13 protein-coding genes and 1 tRNA gene are annotated in these 16,904 nt (G+C 49.5%); 5 read left to right on the top strand and 9 right to left on the bottom strand.

Translation table 11 applies throughout. From position 1 onward, the window contains the following. Window positions 1–340: 340 nt before the first annotated feature. The 3 genes from FH755_RS05895 to FH755_RS05905 all read left to right on the top strand — a co-directional run bounded on the left by FH755_RS05895 (window position 341) and on the right by FH755_RS05905 (window position 4,601). Window positions 341–2,476, top strand: a complete 2,136-nt coding sequence (locus FH755_RS05895) for an EAL domain-containing protein (protein WP_292439571.1) — start codon at window positions 341–343, stop codon at window positions 2,474–2,476. Between the two features lie 18 nt (window positions 2,477–2,494). After that, complete coding sequence (locus tag FH755_RS05900) at window positions 2,495–3,469, top strand: histone deacetylase (protein WP_292439573.1); 975 nt, start codon at window positions 2,495–2,497, stop codon at window positions 3,467–3,469. Between the two features lie 244 nt (window positions 3,470–3,713). Continuing rightward, the gene (locus FH755_RS05905) at window positions 3,714–4,601 is read left to right on the top strand and encodes a crotonase/enoyl-CoA hydratase family protein (protein ID WP_292439575.1); all 888 of its coding nucleotides are present in this window, start codon (window positions 3,714–3,716) and stop codon (window positions 4,599–4,601) included. On the opposite strand, the gene FH755_RS05910 is transcribed toward FH755_RS05905, so the two are convergent. From FH755_RS05910 to FH755_RS05935, 6 genes are all read right to left on the bottom strand, one after another. Then, window positions 4,602–7,133, bottom strand: coding sequence for an ATP-binding protein (locus FH755_RS05910; protein WP_292439576.1), 2,532 nt, complete (start codon window positions 7,131–7,133; stop codon window positions 4,602–4,604). Window positions 7,134–7,142: 9 nt separating this feature from the next. After that, on the bottom strand, window positions 7,143–8,276 hold the full coding sequence (locus tag FH755_RS05915) for an HD domain-containing phosphohydrolase (RefSeq protein WP_292439578.1): 1,134 nt from the start codon (window positions 8,274–8,276) through the stop codon (window positions 7,143–7,145). Window positions 8,277–8,433: 157 nt separating this feature from the next. Beyond that, window positions 8,434–9,057, bottom strand: coding sequence for a DNA oxidative demethylase AlkB (gene alkB, locus FH755_RS05920; RefSeq protein ID WP_292439579.1), 624 nt, complete (start codon window positions 9,055–9,057; stop codon window positions 8,434–8,436). Then, window positions 9,054–10,031, bottom strand: a complete 978-nt coding sequence (locus FH755_RS05925; RefSeq protein ID WP_292439581.1) for an NAD(P)-binding protein — start codon at window positions 10,029–10,031, stop codon at window positions 9,054–9,056. The genes alkB and FH755_RS05925 overlap by 4 nt, the downstream gene beginning before the upstream one ends. A 57-nt stretch (window positions 10,032–10,088) precedes the next feature. Beyond that, on the bottom strand, window positions 10,089–10,580 hold the full coding sequence (locus FH755_RS05930) for a hypothetical protein (RefSeq protein WP_292439583.1): 492 nt from the start codon (window positions 10,578–10,580) through the stop codon (window positions 10,089–10,091). A gap of 125 nt (window positions 10,581–10,705) precedes the next feature. Next, window positions 10,706–12,967, bottom strand: a complete 2,262-nt coding sequence (locus FH755_RS05935) for a lipopolysaccharide kinase InaA family protein (protein ID WP_292439585.1) — start codon at window positions 12,965–12,967, stop codon at window positions 10,706–10,708. Between the two features lie 437 nt (window positions 12,968–13,404). Here FH755_RS05935 and FH755_RS05940 point away from each other — a divergent pair, with 437 nt between their 5' ends. Together FH755_RS05940 and FH755_RS05945 are read left to right on the top strand one after the other, a co-directional pair. After that, window positions 13,405–13,716: a DUF485 domain-containing protein gene (locus FH755_RS05940; RefSeq protein ID WP_292439587.1), complete on the top strand. Its 312-nt coding sequence runs from the start codon at window positions 13,405–13,407 to the stop codon at window positions 13,714–13,716. Then, window positions 13,713–15,374, top strand: a complete 1,662-nt coding sequence (locus FH755_RS05945) for a cation acetate symporter (protein ID WP_292439589.1) — start codon at window positions 13,713–13,715, stop codon at window positions 15,372–15,374. Before FH755_RS05940 ends, FH755_RS05945 begins: the two co-directional genes overlap by 4 nt. Before the next feature lie 2 nt (window positions 15,375–15,376). Here the strand turns inward: FH755_RS05945 and FH755_RS05950 are convergent. From FH755_RS05950 to FH755_RS05960, 3 genes are all read right to left on the bottom strand, one after another. Next, window positions 15,377–15,450 (bottom strand) — tRNA-Gly (locus tag FH755_RS05950). Window positions 15,451–15,527: 77 nt separating this feature from the next. Next, window positions 15,528–15,698 carry a hypothetical protein gene (locus FH755_RS05955; RefSeq protein ID WP_292439591.1) on the bottom strand — a complete coding sequence of 57 codons (171 nt, stop codon included), beginning with the start codon at window positions 15,696–15,698 and terminating at the stop codon, window positions 15,528–15,530. Window positions 15,699–15,723: 25 nt separating this feature from the next. After that, complete coding sequence (locus FH755_RS05960) at window positions 15,724–16,782, bottom strand: sensor domain-containing diguanylate cyclase (RefSeq protein WP_292439592.1); 1,059 nt, start codon at window positions 16,780–16,782, stop codon at window positions 15,724–15,726. Window positions 16,783–16,904: the final 122 nt, after the last annotated feature.

A 16,904-nucleotide genomic window follows, 5' to 3' on the forward strand; every position in this document is an offset into this window, starting at 1 on the left:
CAGCCAGACTCAGGGCAAAAGCATTAAAAATAATGCTATCCTGCATCCTTACTTCAGGGATTGAGTAACTATGGAAGGCGAGCAGCGAAAGACTATTGGCCATCAGGCTGAGCTTTTATACCAACAAACCTTATTTGCCAATATCGCTATCATCTTTACTGCCATAGCGCTGTATTGGCTTTTCCTGGATCACGTCAGCGCCGCTATTCTTAAAGTATGGTCTTTTACGATATGTAGCGTGGCTCTGCTTAGAATAGCGTTGTGGTACTACCATTTAAAGCGCTCTGAAACAGCCTCTCCCACAACCTGGATTAAACGGCATGTGTGCCTCACTTTGCTGATGGGTATTACATGGGGAGGAACCAGTGTCTTTTATTTCCTGATAGACGATATTCAAATCAATACACTGTTTTATGTATTGATTTGTGGGGTCACCACCGCTGGCGTGCCGGTGCTCTCTGCCTGGTTTCCCGCCTACCTGGCTTACACTCTGCCTCAGGTCATGGCTTTGATGGTTGTTACCTTACATAAGGGCTACACCGAGCCTGATGCGCAGGCATTATCCTATTTTCTGATAATTGCACTCTCCAGCTACTATGCAATGTTATTGTCTTTGGCACGGCGCTCTTTTAAAAATATCGTCAGTGAACTCAAGCTCAAATATAAAAACGATGCATTGGTCAACGAACTTAACAGTGAAGTGGAAGAGCGTGAAAGTTTGATTGCTGAACGTACCAGAGAGCTCACTATCGTTAATCAGCAGCTGAAACAAAGTCAGGCACATATGCTGACTTTATCCAGTGCTGTGGAGGCCAGCCCTAATGGCATTATGATTACCGATGCCAGTGGCACAATTCAATATGTGAATCCACGATGTGAACAAATTACTGGCTATGCAGCGGAAGAAGTGATTGGAAAAACGCCACAGATATACCGTTCTGATAAAACCAGTAGCCATTTTTACGATGATATGTGGTCATCCATCCGGGCGGGCAGAGAATGGAGTGGAGAGTTACAGAACAGACGCAAAAACGGTGAACTGTACTGGATTAAAGAGTACGTCGCTCCGATCCAGGATGATCACGGTGAAGTCACTCATTTTGTTGCCATTCAAGAAGATATTACCGAAGCACGAATGCTGGCAAATGAGCTCTCCTACCAAGCCACACATGACAATCTCACCGGCCTGATAAACAGAAGTGAATTTGAACGCAGATTGACAGAGCTGGTAGGGGAAGCCCAGAGAAATAAATCGACGCATGCGATGTGCTTTGTCGATCTGGACCAGTTCAAAGTCATTAACGATACCTGTGGTCATGTTGCCGGTGATGAGCTGTTAAGACAACTGGGACATCTGTTGATGGGTACCGTCAGGAAAAGTGACACACTGGCTCGTCTCGGCGGCGATGAGTTTGCCATACTCATGGCTTTTTGCGACCTCAAACAAGCCGAAAAAATCGCGAATGAGGTCAGAGAGCGTATTGAACAGTTTCAGTTTGTGTGGGAGGCACGGGTGTTTACTATCGGTGCCAGTATTGGTGTTACCAGTATCCAGCAGCGAACGATGGATATGACGGAAGTACTGAAACAAGCCGATACAGCCTGCTATGCAGCTAAAAATCTTGGCAGAAATCGTGTTTATCTCTACCACGATGAAGATACGCACTTGGTCAGGCAACAAGGCGAACTCCACTGGGTAAATGAAATTAAACAGGCACTTTCAGAAGACCGTTTTGAGTTATTTGTTCAACCTATTGTCTCTACCCAGAAGGGGGATGCAGATAGCTATGAGGTTTTGTTAAGGTTGCGAAGCGAGCAGGGAGATCTCGCCCCACCCAGTGCATTCTTACCTTCAGCTGAACGCTATAACTTGTCAGATAAGGTTGATCGCTGGGTAGTGGATAAGACATTGTCCTGGTTAGATAAACACAGGGGTGCATTGCCGAAGTTGAAACAACTGGCTATCAACCTCTCCGGCGCCTCTCTCGGAAATGATGAAATGCTTGACTTCATCTCCAGTAAACTAAAAAAAGTGAGTTTTCCTGCCTCAAAAATCAAGTTTGAAATTACTGAAACAGCAGCAATCAGTAACCTTCGTGAAGCCACTCACTTAATCCGTAGCATGGCTGAGCTGGGTTGTGAGTTTTCGCTCGATGACTTTGGTAGTGGCCTTTCTTCCTTTGGTTACCTGAAACAGCTTCCTGTTCACAGCATCAAAATTGACGGAATGTTTGTGAAAGATATGATTGATGATCCATTGGATTTTGAAATGGTTAAGTCAATTAATGATATTGGCCATGTCATGGGATTGGAGACGATTGCCGAGTTTGTTGAAAATGAAGCTGTGTGGCAGAAACTGCAATCCATTGGTGTTGATTATGGTCAGGGATATCATCTCGGCAAACCACAGCCGATTGATTCGATCCTCAGTGATGCCAATGACAAATTCGAAATGAAGAGCAAGCAGCAGGGGTAAAATTGCTGGAGTCAGCCTATGAATAGACGACAGTTTATCGGCTTGACATGTTTGATGCCTTTCCTGCGGCCAGTGCAAGCGACAAAGCTAAATTCAGTGGGTATCGTGCTCGATGAGGGTTACCTGAAGCACCATATCTCGGTTGCGCATCCCGAATCCCCGGCCCGTTACCGTGCAATCCAACAGGCACTTGCTGAAGCACCCTGGTCTTCATTACTGACCAGGCTGAGCCCACTGGCGCTGTCTTCAGTTGAACCCTGGTTATCGACAGTTCACAGCGACAAACATATTACTGCACTACGTCGGAATCAGACGACTTTCAATAATGCCTTGCTGGCAACGGCAGGCTGCCTTGCCGCCATTGATGCGGTGATGCAGGGCACAGTCAGGAATGCTTTTTGTGCGTCGAGGCCTCCGGGCCATCATGCGACCAATACAGGACAGGAAGAGGGCTTTTGCTATTTCAACCACATTGCTGTGGCTGCCCGTTATGCACAACAGCACTATGAGGTGGGTAAAGTGCTGATTATCGACTGGGACTATCACCACGGAAACGGCACCGAGTGGGCATTCTATCGTGATCCTTCAGTGTTGTTTTTCTCCACGCATGACCAGTTTGCCTATCCCGGTACCGGCAGCCCGTCCCGCAAGGGAGACGGCCCGGGAGAGGGCCTTAACATTAATGTGCATCTCGACTGCGGCTGCGATGATAAAACCCTGCTGGCAGCTTTCGAACAGCATTTACGTCCGGCAATGGAAAATTTCAAGCCCGAGCTGATATTGATTTCGGCTGGTTTTGACAGCAGGCAGGATGATCTCCTGGGCTGTTTTGAGATCACTGATGACGGTTTCTATCAGTTAACCCGCTGGGTGATGGCTGAGGCCGATAGGTACTGTGATGGCCGGATTGTTTCTCTGCTGGAGGGCGGTTATAACATCAAGGGCAACAGCCGCGCGGTACTCAGTCATCTGCAGGCACTCCGACAGGGCTGAACCAAAGTCAATTTTCTGACATCTCGGTTTTATCACGCTTTTATCGCTTTATTCCTGCTATACCTGGAACACTACGTCAAACCTTTAACCTGTTGATATTTAATAATTATCTTGCGGTCCGGCTATCCTTTTACACTGGCGTAGGTCGGAGTGGGCACAGTTTCTGCTTAGAACCTGTTGTAGCACCGAGAATGCAGTCTTCAGCTGGCTTCAAGGTCATTACCAGCAGTTCAAGGAGAACGAAATGAATGCCATAGCCCAATTGAAAGAAAATGTTACTGATATACAGGTTTCTGAGTCACGGGAATACGAGCAGCTCAGTACCTTTTATGATCCAAAATACAAAATCGGCTGGTTCTATATGAAAGGCTCGCCGAGGCCCTGCTTTACACCCACATTGTTAAATGAACTCACTGATTATCTGTCGTCCGTAAAAAAGGAAATGGCGGGTACTAATAATCAGAAGTATGACTATCTGGTCGTGGGCTCAAAGGTGGACGGTGTTTTCAACCTCGGTGGAGACCTTGATCTATTCATGCAATTGATTGAGCAGAGAAACCGGCAGGCGCTGTTCTCTTATGCCATGCATTGTGTCGATATTCTCTATGACAATATGTTCCATTTCGGTTCTGACCTAACTACTGTTTCCTTAATCCAGGGGGATGCGCTGGGTGGTGGTTTTGAAGCTTCCCTGTCAAGCAATATCATCATTGCTGAACGTGGTGTAAAAATGGGTCTGCCCGAAGTCTTGTTCAACCTGTTTCCTGGCATGGGAGCCTATTCGCTTTTATCGCGGAAAGTGGGAAGCCGTCAAGCTGAAGAAATGATTCTGAGTGGCAAGCTCTATACTGCTGAAGAAATGTACGAAATGGGTGCGGTTGATATTCTTGCCGAAAAAGGCGAGGGGGAACTGGCATTGTATCGCTATATCAGCAAAGCACAGAAATCGCCCAATACATACAAGGCAATGTCACGTGTCAAAGATATCTGTAACCCAGTCAGTTATGAGGAGTTATCAGCTATCGCTGGTGTTTGGGCTGACGCCGCCTTGGAACTGACCAGTAAGGATATCAAAATGATGTCCAGACTCGTCAGTAGACAATCGGCTAAGCAGGCGAGAAAGCAAGCTTAGTTAAATACGCCCGCTACCATGCAATTCGGACTGGAATCTTTGTTCGAGTTGCATGATAGTGTCGGTGAAGACTTTTTCGATTTCGTCGACGATACTGAGCACATCTGCATGGCCGAGTTGATCAGGTTTGACTTGTTCTGCAGAAGCACATAATGAAGCCAGCCTGGAAGCGCTCATTTCTGTGGCTGAGCCTTTAAGTGCGTGGAGACTCTCTCTGTACCCAAGGTAATCATCATGGCAGTAGCTTTGGATGAGACTGATATGTTTCAGCGCGTCATGCTTGAAACTCTCTACCAGGGTATGAAGGAATTGACGGTCACCCAAACCTATTAATTGCTTGATTGTTGACTCATCAATCAAACTCTCTGCTGATTTTTCAGTTGCGGCTTTTTCCTTGGAAACTGCATCGTCCAAGGCTAATCCCGCTGATAAATGCGCGACTTTTTCGAGCAAGGCACGAGAGTTGATCGGTTTGGTCAGAAAAGCATTGGCACCGGCTTGCTCGCAGTTTTGCCTCGCTTCCGGTGTGGCATCTGCTGTCAGCATGATAACGGGAATAGAGGCCGAGGTATCGATGAAACGGAAAGCTTTGAGGACGTCCAGTCCAGACATACCCGGCATGTTCATATCGAGAATGACCATATCGATATCCCGTGCTCTTTCGCTGAGCATATCCAGCGCTGCATCGCCGGTTTCTGCCAGCATGGTTTTATGACCTGCATGGTGTAATACGCCTCTCAGTACATGCTGATTGACTTTATTATCTTCACAAATGAGGACACGGAGAGGTCTCGCCATACCCTGGGAGGCATAAAAATCAGCCAGTCTGACCACATTTTCATTATGGTTAATGGAGGAATGCGCGGCATGAAGTGCGTTGAAGAGGGGCGTTTTTGCCGGTTTGCCCTGTATGACGGAGATAAAGTGGTTACTGATATCATCACTAATCAGCCGGCTGTTGCTGTTAATCAGAATCAGAGACAGATCACTCAGTAAAGCATCTGATTTGATCAACCTTGCGAATTTGGCCGGCTCAATCTCCAGCATCACGTCACTATCGACAATCAATGTTGAATAGGGCTGACCTGACTCTGCTTTTTGTATTAATGTCGCCATGGCTTTTGCAGAGTTATCTGCCCAGTCAGCGCTTATCCCCCAAGTCTGCATGATAGTGTTGAGTTCACGTTGTTGGGATTCATTGCTGAGTATCAAAATGCTGTAGTTTTCAAGCGACATTGTTTTATCTTTGTTTACCTTGAATGGTAGTTCAAACCAGAAAGTGGTACCGATACCAAGTTGACTGCTAACCCCAATTTTGCCACCCATTAACTCAACAAGTTCTTTTGAGATAGTGGTGCCCAGTCCCGTCCCTGCAGCTGCGCCACTGGCAGCATGGACCTGGGTAAAGTCATCAAAAATGGTGTCCAGTTCTTCTGCTGGAATCCCTATACCAGTATCAGTGACTTCAAACCTGACAGTCTGTTTATCGGCTTCACTGTCGACAGCCTTTAGCGATAATCTGACAAACCCCTGTCGAGTAAACTTAATGGCATTGCCAATCAAGTTGATAAGAACCTGTTTGAGATGTTGCGGATCTCCATCCAGATCAAAAGCAATGTCTGGATCTAAATTGCAGAATAGATGAATATCCTTAGTTTCGGCCATCGGCGTCTGCATTCGGATAATGGTGGTCGTTAGTTCATGCAAGTCAAATTGACTGACAATACTCTCAACCTTTCCCGCCTCGATTTTGGAGATATCAAGCACATTTTCGATGAGCCCCAGAAGTGTGTTAGCGGAATTACGCATTATTTTCACAAACTCACGTTGCTCACTGTTGAGATCGGTTTCCCCCATCAGATCCGCAATGCCAATAACACCATTGAGTGGTGTTCGTAACTCATGAGACATATTGGCAAGGAAGCGACTCTTTGCCTGGTTGGCCAGTTTGGCTGAATCAATCGCACTGTGGAGTTTTTTAATAAGAAAACCAGTATAGAACGGGATCAAAATGATTAATATCAGCAGACTGAGCCCGATAGGTTGGTGCTGAATGTCCTGCCAGTATTCTCCCCAAGTGATGGATAGGGCAAAACCAACAGTACCGATGGCCTGTGAAATATAGAGATAAGCAGTGCCATAACGGAAGCCATTACCCAGTATGACCCAGAGGTAGAGCACAAACAGAAAAACGCTTTCCGAGCCGGCGAAAAACATCACCACCGATAAAGAAATCAGATCCAGAGCAATACCAAATACCCGCCGAACTGGAGATGGCCGCGGTCTTATTACAATGGCAACGGCGATCATCAAAGCACCGGAGTAGTACACCAGTGTCATCACACTGGGCAGAGTGACAATCGCTTCAGCGAAGCTCTCACCCTCAGACCAGGGCAAACAGAAATAAGCTATCAGACCGATACCTATAGTCAGCCTCAGCTTTATGGCCTGTTCTTTTTCTGGATCGGAAAACTGGGCGAGCCGTTGTGCTAGTTGTTTCAAACACGACTTCAGGCTGATGAGTCCATTCATATCAACTGCTTACTCGTCGCTGTATTCTGACTGGATACGATGAATTTCATCTAATCGGGATACAAAGGCATCCACACATTCCGGATCCAGATGCGTGCCGGCCTGTTGCTGAATGTAAGCAACTGCTTCATCGCTCCCCCAAGCTTGCTTATAGGGTCTGGCAGAAACCAGGGCATCAAATACATCGGCGACGGCAACGACACGGGCGATTAATGGTATTTCCTCGCCTTTGAGGCCATTGGGATAGCCTTTACCGTCGAAACGTTCGTGGTGGTTCAGCGCGATGATGGCGCCAATCTGCATATAACGCGACTGGCTGTCAGACAGAATGGCGTGGCCGATTGTGGTGTGGGTCATCATAATATCCCACTCGTATTCATTCAGTTTGCCCGGCTTGAGCAGGATGCCGTCGGGTATGCCGATTTTACCAATATCGTGCATCGGCGCGGCATATTCAAGATCATCACATTCTTCTTTGCTGAACTTGCCCAGCGCTTCGGCTATCTGCCGCGAATACTTGGCCATACGTATGACATGATTGCCGGTCCCTTCATCACGGTACTCACCGGCGCGGGCCAGTCTCAGAATAGTCTCTTTTTCACGCTGGATGATCTGTTCGGTCGCGACCTCGACCTGTCTCGCCAGCCAGTCGGCGCGGTCCTGAATGATCAGATGCTGTTCATGCATTTTAAGCAGGTTGCGGCAACTGGTTCGGCATTCAATCTGATCAATCGGCCGTGTCAGAAAAGCGGTAGCACCGGCTTCGAGCGCTTCGTAACGGACTTCTTTTTCACTGACCACCGTGATCATCATAATGGGCACATTTTCACAGTGCGGCTTTTGTCGGATAGCACGGATAAATTCCACACCGTTGATCTCAGGCATGCGGTAGTCGGTAATAATGAGATCGGGATCGTGATCTTCGACCCAGTCCAGCGCTGCTGTGGGGCTGCCGAAGGCGGTGACGTCGAGGTTATCATCGATTTGCTGAATAATTTTCTGCAGAATCGTCCGGCCGGTGGTTTGATCATCAATGATCAGCACCTTTTTTTTCTTCTTCAGAATGCTTTGCCTCCTGGCACTCATATACGGCTGATTACTGAGCTGTTCTGTGTCGTTGCCAGTCAAGATAACGTACCTCATTACCGTGGCGTTTCTGACTGTGCATCCTGCAATGTAAGCCACATCTGTCTTCCGGCTTATCCGTGACTCCTAGCAGCCGGTATTTATCGTATTAAAAATCAAATCTTTAACAGGGTTATCTTGCCATTATCACCAGTGAGCGACATTTCGTCCAGCATCAAAAAGCCCGGCGAAAAGTCAGGTTATAGCGATATTGGCCGGTAAGCGGGTGATGGGCGAGTTTGACCGGCTGAATACCATGAAACCGAAGTCGATCATGATTGCCCCAGACCACAACATCACCATGCTGCAATAGGTAATGTTCGGGTTTGTCCCGACGCTCGTGGCCGCCAAACAGAAAGATGGCCGGAACCCCCAGCGAAACAGACACGATAGGCGCCGAAAAATCTTTTTCATCCTTGTCCTGATGTAAACCCATCCCGGCACCCGGCTGATAACGGTTTATCAGACAGACATCAGGCTCAAATCCGTCAAAGCCACAGAGGCTTGCCGCCTTTTGCGCCAGCTGTTTGAAAGAATCGGGCAGTTCAGGCCAGGCCCTGCCGGTTTCAGGATCAGTTTGCTGGTAGCGATAACCACGCCGGTCGGTGACCCAGCCCCAGTCACCGCAGTTGGTCATTTGTGCTGCCATTTTAAAACCGCGCGGTGTCGACATCTGTCTGAATGGTGCCTGTGCCTCGATTTGCTCAATCGTGGTCAGCAGCGTGTTTTCCTCCATTGTGGCAAAGCCGGGCATAATAAAGCTGTGCTCACTGATAATTTTTTGAACGGTTTGAGTCATAAACTGTTGAGCTTTTGCCCGAGTTTGTAACCACTGTTAAAGGCGGCTTCAACCCGGCCTTTGATGCACCAGTCGCCGCAGGCGGCGATTTGTAATGCCGGATCGAGATAAAATGGCGGCGATGTCTGCTTGGGTAGATTGGCATAAACCCAGCGTTTCACTTCCGCGGCATCAATGAGCTGAGGATCCAGGCCGGTGACAGCGACGACGGTATCGACCATATGTTTTTCGACCCAATCAATATTCTCATCCAGGTGCTTTTCAGCCCAGTCGTTACTGGCATGGATCAGCAGGCTATGGCCGTGCCGGCCGGGTTTACTGCTGTTGACGGAAACCCAGCTGATGCCGGTGTTTTTCACCAGTGCCGCCTGAAAGGGCAAACCGGGATCGGCTTTCAGGCTCAGCATCAGTGCATAACAGGCCTTCATTTTGGTATCGGCAATAGCCTTGTAACCTGAAAATGTTTCTGGCAATAAAGCCAGTGTCTGAGGTGCAGGCAGGGTCAGGGCGACCCAGTCGAAAGGACCATGACTTTGTCCTTCACGGTCTCGCAAAGACCAGCGGTTCTGTTCTCGCTTGAGTTCAACGATGTCTGTGTTGAAACGTACAGGCTGTTGCCTTGCCATTGCACGACCAATCTCCGCCATATCCGGCACACCGACATAATGCGGATATTCATCATCCCATTGACGGCTGGCGTGAATGACATTGCCATCCATTTCCACAAAATGAGCCTGCCAGTCAGCCACACTGCCCTCGTCTCTCAAACCTGCAATGAACTGCTTGAACTGTGGCGAGCGGGCGGTAAAAAACTGAGCGCCATGATCAAAGCGCTGATTGGCGACCCTCCGGCTTGCCATCCGGCCACCCGGGGCTGCGGACTTTTCGAACAGTTGATAAGTAAATTGAGACTGAATCTGCTGTGCGAGTGACAGACCACTGATGCCCGCACCGACAATGGCAATTGACTTCATAGCACGCTTTCCTCCAACACCTTCGCTCGGACAGGTGCTAGTCAGAAAAGTGCCTTGTTACTGTGGAATCACTCTGACATAGCCACGGCTGCCTCGAATCAGCGAGGCATAGCTGCCGGAGGGCAGACGTTCACTCTCATCCTCGATAGCCTGCACAACAGCGATTTTATCGCCGTTTTCCTTGCGCAGGATATACTCGACACCGAGTGACGACTTGGCTTTTTCTTCAATGAACTGACCGGCGATGGCGCCACCCACCAGAGCAATAATCGTGATGGCAATACCGGCAGGATTATCGCTTTCAGTAATGCCGTAAGCGGTGGCACCTGCTACTGTGGCACCGACAGCAGTACCCCAGCCGGGACGGCCGGACTCATCCAGCCCCTCAATTTTAACCAGACGTGAAGAGATAATGCGGACATCTTCCGTTGCCATGGCTTCACCCACTTCGGTTGCATAGTAGCTGCTTTGTGAACGTGAAGCACAGGCATAAATCAGGGGCAGTAAAACGGCAATCAGAATGATCAGCCTGAGTGGGTGATGACGCATGATGATGTCTCCAGAAAAACGCATAAGTAGATTATGCAACAAAGCTGCAAAATGATCAGACAGATCGCGGCTTCAAATTACTGCAAAACGCAATCATCACTAAAGCGCAACGGATTGCATCGCCTTTAACCCTGTTTTCTCAGTTTCTGCAAGACACGCTTGATGGCTTTTCGGCCATAACGCCGCTTGAAATTGACCTTGAAGTCATACAGGTAAAAAGGCAAACGGTAACGCCAGCTGAAAGACTGGGATTTGAGCATGCTTTGCAGATAGTGCCCCACCAGGTAGTCGCGGCCGGCCCAGTGCAATTTGTGACAAATCCGGGTCAGATCGGAAATGCGCTGTTTCAGCGGGGTGCTGCGGTTATGGAAACGGGCGCGATTGATATCAATCAGGGTGAATGCCAGTGTCTGGTCCGGTTGTTTTTTAATCAGAATATTGCCGCCAGCCAGATCCCGGAAAAACACACCATGCTCATGCATGCGCAAAAGAAACTGCGCCAGCTGACGATAAGCCTCCTGCGCCTCAATACCGTCAAACTCAGTGGCACCATCGCGAAAAGCAATCAACATTTCGCGGGCTGAATAATCATGATCAACTTTCTCGCAGACAAACAGATTCTGCAGCATCGATTTGTCATTGTCTTTTTCAAAGTAAGCCAGCGGCTGTGCAGTCGGAATACCGCGACGTGACAATTCTGCCGCAGCTATCCAGCTGCGACGGGCTTTGCTCGGTTTAAAATAATCAAGTATGCGTTTGTGCGGAGCGACTTTAAGTGGCTTTTTGGCGACGACGGTTTTTCCATCCGGTCCGGGTACGGTCCAGATAATATTGCGCGCTTTGCGTAATGTCGTTTCCGGGCTTGCTTCCGGCAGATTATCCGGATGCAGGAGTTCAACGAGTTTATTCGCATCGGCTTCGCTGTCTGCAATCACGATGCCACGCCAGTTATGCTGGTGATAAGGGTAATAATGGCCGGTTTTTCGGTGAGCGTAGATTGACTCCAGCGGATAGGGAGCGCGCAAGGGCTTGGGCTGAATATTGGCTGACAGAGGCCAGCTGAGATAGAGCGGAGACTCATTAATAAAGCGCGGCATTTCATCGAACTGTTCACCATCACGGTTTTGAATCTCGGCTTTGGCCAGATCTGTCGCCTGATACAGTGCTTCCAGTTCACAGGCCTTGCCGTTGATAGTCCATGCGACGTGAATGCGCTTGTTTTCGGCGCGAAATACGTGGACTTCCAGATTCTCAGCGGTTTTCAGCGGGCCTTCGTAAACCGTGCCCGGCAGCATGGCATTGAATTGTTTCATGGCATAAAAAGCCGGCCGTACCCGGAAGTCTGGCAAGTCACCAATAATGCTCTGGTAGTGCGTAATCCGTTCCAGTTCCGGATAGCGGCCACTGCCATCATCAATCAGACCCTCCCGCCAGCACACCATCGGTCCCCAGAAGGTGCGGCGCATGGCCCCCGAGGCGGCCAGTAACACCATGTAGCGACTCAGGTAATCGGCCATCTTCTCTTCACTGTTTTCCAGCAGACGTTCAATCCTCGGTAAAGTCCAGAAGGCGGCAGGAGAAACCAGTTTATCGACCCCTTCGCGGGCGCCAATCCGACGCAGCAGTCGGGCCTTTTTAACCAGATTCACTTTAAGCAGGGTGGCCCATTGAAAACCCAGAATGCGATGATCAAAACGTTCCGGTTCGGTGACGCGCTCACAGAACAGATTATTGGTATGGAAATCAGGAAGGGTACCGGCTTTGCGCAGCCTTTCCAGCACCGAGAAAGTATAGAACGGCTCAAAATCGGAGATATTGGGGCCGGCCATTTTGATGTTACGCCTTTTGATTTCGTCGAAGGCAATCTGCCAGGCCGTAAAAAAACCTCTGGTGTCGTAACCCGCCCAGCGGCGGCGGTTGATGGTCGAGCCGACTTCGATGGTATGGACACGGTGACCGTAGAGATCGCAGACGTTCTCGACAAACTGCCGCCACTGTTGTTGAGTGGCTTCTTCTTTCATCGCGCGGGCGGCTTCAAATGGCTGAACCAGATGCAGTAATACCTTCAAATCGGTGGCCAGCAGCTTTTCCAGTAGTCTTGCGGTATCACTATTCTCATCGCCGTAGCTGAAGTCAATGCGGACATTTCTGACGCCAAGCTCAGCCAGTTTTTCCAACAGATAATCATCCACCGCCGGATCGCTGGATGCGGCCACCCCGACGCCGGAGAAATCAGCAGCCACCTTGTGCGAATGCGGTGGGATATGACCTTTCCGGAAGCGAAGTCCGCCTTTGAACACGTGACTCAGGGCATTCAGCAGCAGTTTGCTGTTCATCACTGCGGGTATGGTCTTTTTGTCCGGTTTGGCTGGGGGTTGCCCGGTCATTATGTTATCCAGTGTTGGTGGCGAAAATCAGCTGTAAGTGAAGATAAATCTGATCAACACGGTCTTTTGGCTTTGTGCGGAGACCGCTTATGTTCTAACAGTTAAGCACAATATTTTGAATCTTTTGCAGATTGAGCTCAACTCAAACTTGGCTAAGGGCTTGTTTATCTCTCATCACCCCCAATGCTGAAGCTATTTTTGTGTCCGGTAAGGCAGAAAGTGCGCGCTGCAGTTGATCTACCTGAGCGATTGACAACACTGCCGGGCGCAAAAATAGTCCCAGCACTGCGGGTTGGCCCTTTTTCAGTCACAACAGGGGCGGCGATGGAAAAGCAACAAGCCCTGAGGTTTGTCAGGGCCGGTCAAAGTCAGCATAATCGGGCCAAACAGCAAATTAGAATAATAACGCCGCTCACGGCACAAACAGAGAGAAAACCATGAGTGCAGACCGCTATGACAAGGTGAAGCAAAACCCTAAATTTCATCAGCTCGTCGCCAGACGTGCACGCTGGGCCTGGGGACTGGCCGCAGTGATTCTGCTGATGTATTTCGTTTTTATTCTGTTGATCGCTTTCACGCCGCATTGGCTGGCCGAGCCCATCGTCTCCGGCAGTGTTATCACCCTCGGTATCCCGCTGGGCTTGCTGGTGATTATTGTCGCCTTTGTGCTGACAGGCATTTATGTGCATAAAGCCAATACTGATTTTGACCGCATTAATCAGCAGATCATCAGCGAGACGGAGCAATGAGGGCCCGGCAGTCATTATTATTCTGTTTGCTGCTGGGACTGACATCTGTTGCAGGCGCTGAGGCAATTACTGCTGACGTTCAGAAACAGCCACTGAATCTGCCGGCAGTCATGATGTTTCTGCTGTTTGTTGCTGCCACGTTGATGATTACCTACTGGGCGGCCAAGCGAACCCGCTCGACGGCAGATTATTATGCGGCCGGCGGCGGCATTACCGGTTTGCAAAACGGGCTGGCGATTGCCGGCGACTACATGTCGGCCGCGTCGTTTCTGGGGATTTCCGGGCTGGTGTTTTTATCCGGTTATGATGGACTGATTTATTCGATAGGCTTTCTGATTGGCTGGCCGTTGATTCTGTTTCTGATTGCCGAACGGCTGCGCAATCTCGGTCGTTATACCTTTGCCGATGTTGCTTCCTACCGGCTGGCACAACTTCCCATCCGTACCCTGTCGGCCTTTGGCGCCCTGGCTGTAGTGGCCTTGTATCTGATTGCCCAGATGGTCGGTGCTGGTAAGTTGATTCAAATCCTGTTTGGATTGCCTTATGAGTTTGCCGTGGTGATCGTCGGCGTGCTGATGATGCTCTACGTGACTTTCGGCGGCATGATAGCCACGACCTGGGTACAGATTATCAAAGCTGTGCTGCTACTGTCCGGGGCTACGTTTATCGCCCTGATGGTGCTGAGTCATGTGAATTTCGATTTGGAACAACTGTTCCGTCAGGCCATCGCGGTCCATGATAAAGGGGAAGCCATTATGGCGCCGGGCGGGCTGGTTTCCGATCCGGTCTCGGCAATTTCCCTGGGCGTGGCCTTAATCTTTGGCACGGCCGGTTTACCGCATATCCTGATGCGCTTTTTTACGGTGGCTGATGCCAAGCAGGCTCGCCGGTCGGTTTTTTTTGCCACCGGCTTTATCGGCTATTTCTACATGCTGACTTTTATTATTGGTTTTGGCGCGATTGTGCTGATTTCAACCAACCCCGATTTTCTCAATGCCGATGGACGCCTGATCGGGGGCAATAACATGGCAGCGATCCACCTGTCGCAGGCAGTAGGCGGGGATATTTTCCTGGGCTTTATTTCAGCGGTGGCTTTTGCCACCATTCTGGCTGTGGTCTCGGGCCTGACACTGGCCGGTGCTTCTGCCATTTCTCATGATCTCTATGCCAGTGTGATCAAGAAAGGCGAGGCTTCAAGCGATAAGGAAATCCGTGTTTCCCGCATCGCCACCATTGTGCTTGGCATTGTGGCGATTGTGTTGGGTATTTTGTTTGAGAAACAGAATGTGGCCTTTATGGTCGGGCTGGCTTTTGCCATCGCCGCCAGCGCCAATTTCCCGATTCTGATTCTGTCGATGTACTGGGCTAAACTCACCACCCGCGGTGCGCTGGTGGGGGGATTTGCCGGCTTGGCAACGGCGATTGTGCTGGTGATTCTGGGACCGATTGTCTGGGTTGATATTCTGGGTAACGCTGAGGCGGTGTTCCCCTATAAATATCCTGCGCTGTTTTCGGTAGTGACCGCATTTGCCCTGATTTGGCTGTTTTCCGTCACGGACAAAAGTGAGCGGGGAAGCAAAGAAAGAGCCTTGTTCGAACACCAGTTTATTCGCTCACAAACCGGTATCGGTGCTCACGGGGCAACTGATAAACATTAGAGTGGAGCGGGTGATGGGAATCGAACCCACATCATCAGCTTGGAAGGCTGAGGTTCTGCCATTGAACTACACCCGCTGAAACCTGAGACCGGTACGCTCTGCATCCCGCATCCCGCATCCCGCATCCCGCATCCCGCATCCCGCATCCCGCATTCAGCTTACTGGCTTGCTGATTGACCTGCTGCGCGCATCAGTGGTGTCAGCCAGGTCAGACGCCTGGGCCAGTTGCTGCAACGCAATCACCATAGCAGCCAGGTGGCTCATAGCCAGCTTGAGATCATCTACCTCGGCTTTTGCTGCCCTGATGTTATCGCTCATTTTCATTTTATGACCACCAATGCAATTGAGGCTAGCTTCGGTGAGCAGGGTGAAAATTTATGTGAAATTGGCTGCCAACAGCAAAATGAAGGAAATTAATTGCCTGCAGAAACTTTATTTCTGCCAGTGTTTTTTGATGCATAAAGTGCATTTTGTCAGCTCTTCTGGTGAAGTCGACCTGCGATTCGTTTTTGATCAGCTCAACCACACCAAAGCTGGCACTAATATCAAGCCTGAGCGGCGATAATTCTGATGTCACAGCTGCCCTGAGTTTTTCTGCCACCGCAAAAGCCTGATCCAGCGAAGTGTTGGGCAGGAGTAGAGCAAACTCATCACCCCCCCATCTTGATGCCACATCGATCTGCCGCAGATTACTACGTAATACTTTACCGACGCCAACCAGCACCTTGTCACCGGTGGGATGACCGTGTCGGTCGTTGATCTGTTTAAATTTATCCAGGTCCATCACAATCAGGGACAGGGGCTCTTTAAAGCGCTGAGCCCGGGCAATTTCACTTTCCAGTTTTTGTTCAAAATTGAATCGGTTCGAGAGGGACGTCAGGTAATCCGTCGTTGCATTGAGTTCTGCTTCGGCGGCCTTTTCTGATAAAACCTTGTTAAGTCTTTTTAACTCATGGGTCCGGGAATCGATGATATTTTGCAGGCTCTGTTTTTCATAGCTGTTAAGCTTTTCAAGGCGTTTGAAGGCATCAATATCTTGATGGGCGCCAATCATCCGCAGCACTGTGCCATCATCCGCACGATTAACTATAAGGCCGGTATCTCTAATCCACAGCGGTTTTCCGGAGCTGGTCATGCATCGGTATTCGATGTCGTATTTGTCCGATATACCGTTTATGTATTGCTCAAAGTGGGTCATGACACGCTGGTAGTCATCGCTGTGAATGACGTTTTCCCAGGTGAAGACGCTGTTTTCGAGTGAGTGAGGATTGTGGCCCAGCATTTTGTACCAGCCGGGGCTGCGATAGACATAACCACTGTCAGCGTGCCAGAACCAGATACCATCGCTGGTGATTTCCAGAAGTGCTTCAATGGCTGCCTGGTCGAACAAGGGGAGTTCTGCTCTCACACTACACCTTTTTTGTGACGCAGTTCTAATATCAGCACACCTGAACACAGTTTGTAAATAAAGAAATGTTCGGGCTCTTATGTTGACTTAAGCATTAGCGGCGCTTTTCATGGCGCTCTCTG

This window comes from Methylophaga sp. (genome assembly GCF_009711715.1).
GTDB lineage: Bacteria > Pseudomonadota > Gammaproteobacteria > Nitrosococcales > Methylophagaceae > Methylophaga.

Bases quoted from the DNA above. Each gene is read 5' to 3' on its own strand.
- FH755_RS05895 (WP_292439571.1), top strand. From the start codon at position 341: ATGGGTATTACATGGGGAGGAACCAGTGTCTTTTATTTCCTGATAGAC.
- FH755_RS05900 (WP_292439573.1), top strand. From the start codon at position 2,495: ATGAATAGACGACAGTTTATCGGCTTGACATGTTTGATGCCTTTCCTG.
- FH755_RS05905 (WP_292439575.1), top strand. From the start codon at position 3,714: ATGAATGCCATAGCCCAATTGAAAGAAAATGTTACTGATATACAGGTT.
- FH755_RS05910 (WP_292439576.1), bottom strand. From the start codon at position 7,133: ATGAATGGACTCATCAGCCTGAAGTCGTGTTTGAAACAACTAGCACAA.
- FH755_RS05915 (WP_292439578.1), bottom strand. From the start codon at position 8,276: ATGAGGTACGTTATCTTGACTGGCAACGACACAGAACAGCTCAGTAAT.
- alkB (WP_292439579.1), bottom strand. From the start codon at position 9,057: ATGACTCAAACCGTTCAAAAAATTATCAGTGAGCACAGCTTTATTATG.
- FH755_RS05925 (WP_292439581.1), bottom strand. From the start codon at position 10,031: ATGAAGTCAATTGCCATTGTCGGTGCGGGCATCAGTGGTCTGTCACTC.
- FH755_RS05930 (WP_292439583.1), bottom strand. From the start codon at position 10,580: ATGCGTCATCACCCACTCAGGCTGATCATTCTGATTGCCGTTTTACTG.
- FH755_RS05935 (WP_292439585.1), bottom strand. From the start codon at position 12,967: ATGACCGGGCAACCCCCAGCCAAACCGGACAAAAAGACCATACCCGCA.
- FH755_RS05940 (WP_292439587.1), top strand. From the start codon at position 13,405: ATGAGTGCAGACCGCTATGACAAGGTGAAGCAAAACCCTAAATTTCAT.
- FH755_RS05945 (WP_292439589.1), top strand. From the start codon at position 13,713: ATGAGGGCCCGGCAGTCATTATTATTCTGTTTGCTGCTGGGACTGACA.
- FH755_RS05955 (WP_292439591.1), bottom strand. From the start codon at position 15,698: ATGAAAATGAGCGATAACATCAGGGCAGCAAAAGCCGAGGTAGATGAT.